Genomic DNA, 3457 nt, shown 5'->3' on the forward strand with positions numbered 1-3457 from the left:
CGGCCGGTCTGACCGGCCGCTCATTTCTGAGTAATCGGGAGGATGCTTCTCCGGAATATCGGTAGCGACTTCCTGGAAGCTGGTAGAGCCTAGCGGTCGCCACCGGACCATGTCCAGTTCTAGGCAACTGTTTGAATCTACCTCCCCACGCGACCCGTGTCAACGGGTCTTGCGGGGCGAAGAGGAGATTAGCAGCTCACAGGGCTGGGGCGCACATCACGCGGCGGTCGGCACGGAGGAACTGCGGTCGGCCTCTTCGAGGTCGCCGGTCTCGCCTGCGCGCGCCGCGCGGCCGCCGAGGACGTAGACGTAGGCCAGGAACGCCAGCTCGGCCACCACTCCGATGCCGATGCGGGCCCAGGTGGGCAGACCCGACGGGGTGACGAAGCCTTCGATCGCGCCGGACACGAACAGGACCAGGGCGAGGCCGATCGCCATGCCCACCGCGGCCCTCCCCTCTTCCGCGAGAGCGGCCCGCCGGGTACGGGGGCCGGGGTCTATGAGCGTCCATCCCAGACGCAGTCCCGTGCCGGCGGCGACGAAGACGGCGGTCAGCTCGAGCAGACCGTGCGGCAGGACGAGGCCCAGGAAGGTGTCCAGGCGGCCGGCGGAGGACATCAGGCCGAAGCCGACGCCGAGGTTGAGCATGTTCTCGAAGAGGATCAGGAGTACGGGCAGCCCCAGGAAGACGCCCATGACCAGGCACATCGCGGCGGCCTCGGCGTTGTTCGTCCACACCTGGGCGGCGAAGGCGGTCGCCGGGTGGCTGGAGTAGTAGGTCTCGTACTCACCGCCGGGCCGGGTCAGGTCGCGCAGCTGGCTGGGGGCCGCGATGGACGCCTGGACGTCCGGGTGGGTGCCGATCCACCAGCCCAGGAGGATGGCGACGGCGGTGGACACGAGCGCCGCGGGTACCCACCAGTGGCGCGCCCGGTAGACGGCGGCCGGGAAGCCCTGGCCCAGGAAGTGCGTGACGTCACGCCATGAGGCCCGGCGGGCGCCTGTGACGGCGCTCCGCGCGCGTGCCACGAGTTGGCTGAGCCTTCCGGTCAGTTGCGGGTCGGGGGCGCTGGACTGAACGAGGGAGAGGTGGGTGGCGGTGCGCTGGTAGAGGGCGACGAGTTCGTCGGCCTCGGCACCGTTGAGGCGGCGCCGGCGGCTGAGCAGGGCGTCGAGGCGGTCCCATTCGGCTCGGTGTGCGGAGACGAAGACGTCCAGGTCCATCGGGTCTGCCTGCTCCTCGGCTGGTCACCGACTGCTCGTGGTGGATGCTCTTGGTTGCTGTCAGCTTGTCGTACTGGGGTGCGCTGCGCCCACAGCTTGGCAGACTTGCTGTTCACGGGTGGACCAGGGGAAGGACGGGCGGGCGTGAGTGAGCTGGTGACCGGCGAGGCGGTGGCGCTCGAACTGCTGCCCGCCAAGCTGCCGAGCAGGGCGTTGGCCGTGTTGCTCGACCTGGTCGTGGTCATGGTCGTGTACATCGGCGTCACGATGGTGCTGGTGTTGTCGACGGCCTCTCTGGACGAGGCCGCGCAGGTGGCGCTGTCGATCGCGTCGTTCCTGCTGGTACTCGTCGGCGGGCCGATCGCGGTGGAGACGCTCAGTCATGGCCGTTCGCTGGGGAAGCTGGCGTTCGGGCTCCGGGTGGTGCGGGACGACGGCGGTCCGATCCGGTTCCGGCACGCGCTGGTGCGGGGGGCGATCGGTGTGGTCGAGATCCTGATGACGCTTGGCACGGTGGCCTGCATCGCCTCGCTGGTGTCGGCGCGCGGGCGACGGCTCGGGGACGTGTTCGCGGGGACTCTGGTCGTGCGCGAGCGTATTCCGGTGGAACGTGCCGGGCTCGTTCCCCCGCCCCCGCCCGGGCTCGCGGGGCGCTTCGCCGGGCTGGATCTGTCGGCTGTTCCGGACGGGCTGTGGCTCGCCGTGCGGCAGTACCTGACGCGGATGCAGCAGTTGGATCCGCAGGTCTCCTGGGGCATGGCGCAGCGGCTCGCGGCCGACCTCGCGACGCACACGGGCGCACCAATGCCGCAGGAACTGCCGCCGGCCGCTTTCCTGGCCGCCGTGGTGCACGAGCGGCAGTCGCGTGAGTCCCGGCAGGCGTTCGGCCCGGCTGGTTTCGCCCTGCCTGGAGCGGAGCCGGGTGCGGATCGGCCTGCGGCGCCGGCATGGCCGCAGCCTGCTGCCGAGCCCGGCGGTCAGCAGGGCTGGGCTCGGCAGCCGGAAGCGGCGGCTCGGCCACCGGCTCCCGTCGCGCCGTCGCCCGCGACAACCCGTGACGAGCCGCGGGCCGACCGTCCGGCCACCGGCTTCGCTCCGCCGGCGTAGGCAGCCGCGCCTCCACCGCCGGACCCGGTGCGACGCGGGCCGGCCTCGGCGTCCCGCCGGCCCGGCGCTCGGCGGCCCCTGGCTCGCCTCGGTCGCCGCCGCTTCGCTCAGCCGAACGCGGACGGCGGCGACTGAAGGTCCTCCAACTCGATCCCGGGCGCGGCCAAAACGACGTCTCCGGCGATGTGGACGGTGTGCCGCTCGCCGGTGTCCAGCGCTGTGACCTGGTATTCGTCCACGATCAGCGGGGCGTTGTCAGTGGCGTGTGCTTCGCTGTTCACCAGGGCCCAGGACTGGTCCACGGTGCGGGGGGCGAGGACGGGGTCCGTGAAGGCCACGAGACGTACGCGGGTCGCGGCGGACGAGGGGGTGAGGCGCAGCAGACGAGCGGTGGCGACGAGGAACGCGGGGGACATGCCGGTGAAGGCGTGGGCGCGCACATTGCCTTCGGTGGCATCGGTGCCGGTGGGGTCCGTGCGGACCCAGGTGACGCCGTCGAGGGCGGCGCCGCGCACCTGCCAGCCTCCCGCGTGGAGTTCGAGGCGGATGGGGCGGCCGAGGTCGTCCAGAGCGAGGTCGACCGAGCCGCGGGGGTCGCCCGCGGGGGTCGTCACTTGGGAGACGTAGCGCCAGCCGGACGGGCCGGGGGCGCACTGGAAGTGCTCTTCTCCGAGGGGGGTGTGATCGTGCGGATCGTGGAGCGAATAGCGGCCGCGGGGCATGGGGGTCCTGGGTCGTGATGGGGTCGGATCGCGTCGGCGCCCCGATCCGGGGGGCGTGAGGGGGCCGGACCAGGGTGCTGAGTCGCCCGGACCGGCCAAAGGGGCAGGCCCCCGGCACGGGGGTGCGGGGGCCTGCCTCGAAGGAACTGCGGGAAACGGCTCAGTAGCGGTAGTGGTCCGGCTTGTACGGGCCGTCCACCTCGACACCGATGTACGCGGCCTGCTCCGGGCGCAGCTTGGTGAGCTTGACTCCGAGCGCGTCCAGGTGGAGCCGTGCGACCTTCTCGTCCAGGTGCTTGGGCAGCACGTAGACGCCGATCGGGTACTCGTCGGTCTTGGTGAACAGTTCGATCTGGGCGATCGTCTGGTTCGCGAAGCTGTTGGACATCACGAACGACGGGTGG

The 3457-nt window shown here is 71.4% G+C and carries 4 protein-coding genes; 1 reads left to right on the plus strand and 3 read right to left on the minus strand.

The features are described from left to right. Nucleotides 1–216: 216 nt before the first annotated feature. Nucleotides 217–1224, minus strand: a complete 1008-nt coding sequence (locus ACLU3S_RS36340; protein WP_413956244.1) for a stage II sporulation protein M — start codon at nucleotides 1222–1224, stop codon at nucleotides 217–219. Between the two features lie 144 nt (nucleotides 1225–1368). On the opposite strand from ACLU3S_RS36340, the gene ACLU3S_RS36345 reads away from it, so the two are divergent. Continuing rightward, on the plus strand, nucleotides 1369–2331 hold the full coding sequence (locus ACLU3S_RS36345) for an RDD family protein (RefSeq protein WP_413956245.1): 963 nt from the start codon (nucleotides 1369–1371) through the stop codon (nucleotides 2329–2331). A 107-nt stretch (nucleotides 2332–2438) separates the two neighbouring features. On the opposite strand, the gene ACLU3S_RS36350 is transcribed toward ACLU3S_RS36345, so the two are convergent. Together ACLU3S_RS36350 and ACLU3S_RS36355 are read right to left on the minus strand one after the other, a co-directional pair. Further along, nucleotides 2439–3053 carry a hypothetical protein gene (locus ACLU3S_RS36350; protein WP_413956246.1) on the minus strand — a complete coding sequence of 205 codons (615 nt, stop codon included), beginning with the start codon at nucleotides 3051–3053 and terminating at the stop codon, nucleotides 2439–2441. A 160-nt stretch (nucleotides 3054–3213) separates the two neighbouring features. Then, a partial coding sequence (locus ACLU3S_RS36355; protein WP_413956247.1) for an adenosylhomocysteinase occupies nucleotides 3214–3457 on the minus strand: 244 nt, incomplete at its 5' end.

Origin of the sequence: Streptomyces sp. AF1A, from assembly GCF_047340315.1 — a bacterium.
In the GTDB taxonomy this organism is placed as follows: Bacteria; Actinomycetota; Actinomycetes; order Streptomycetales; family Streptomycetaceae; genus Streptomyces.

Excerpts from the sequence above, each read along its gene's own strand:
- ACLU3S_RS36340 (WP_413956244.1), bottom strand. The coding sequence starts at position 1,224 with ATGGACCTGGACGTCTTCGTCTCCGCACACCGAGCCGAATGGGACCGC.
- ACLU3S_RS36350 (WP_413956246.1), bottom strand. The coding sequence starts at position 3,053 with ATGCCCCGCGGCCGCTATTCGCTCCACGATCCGCACGATCACACCCCC.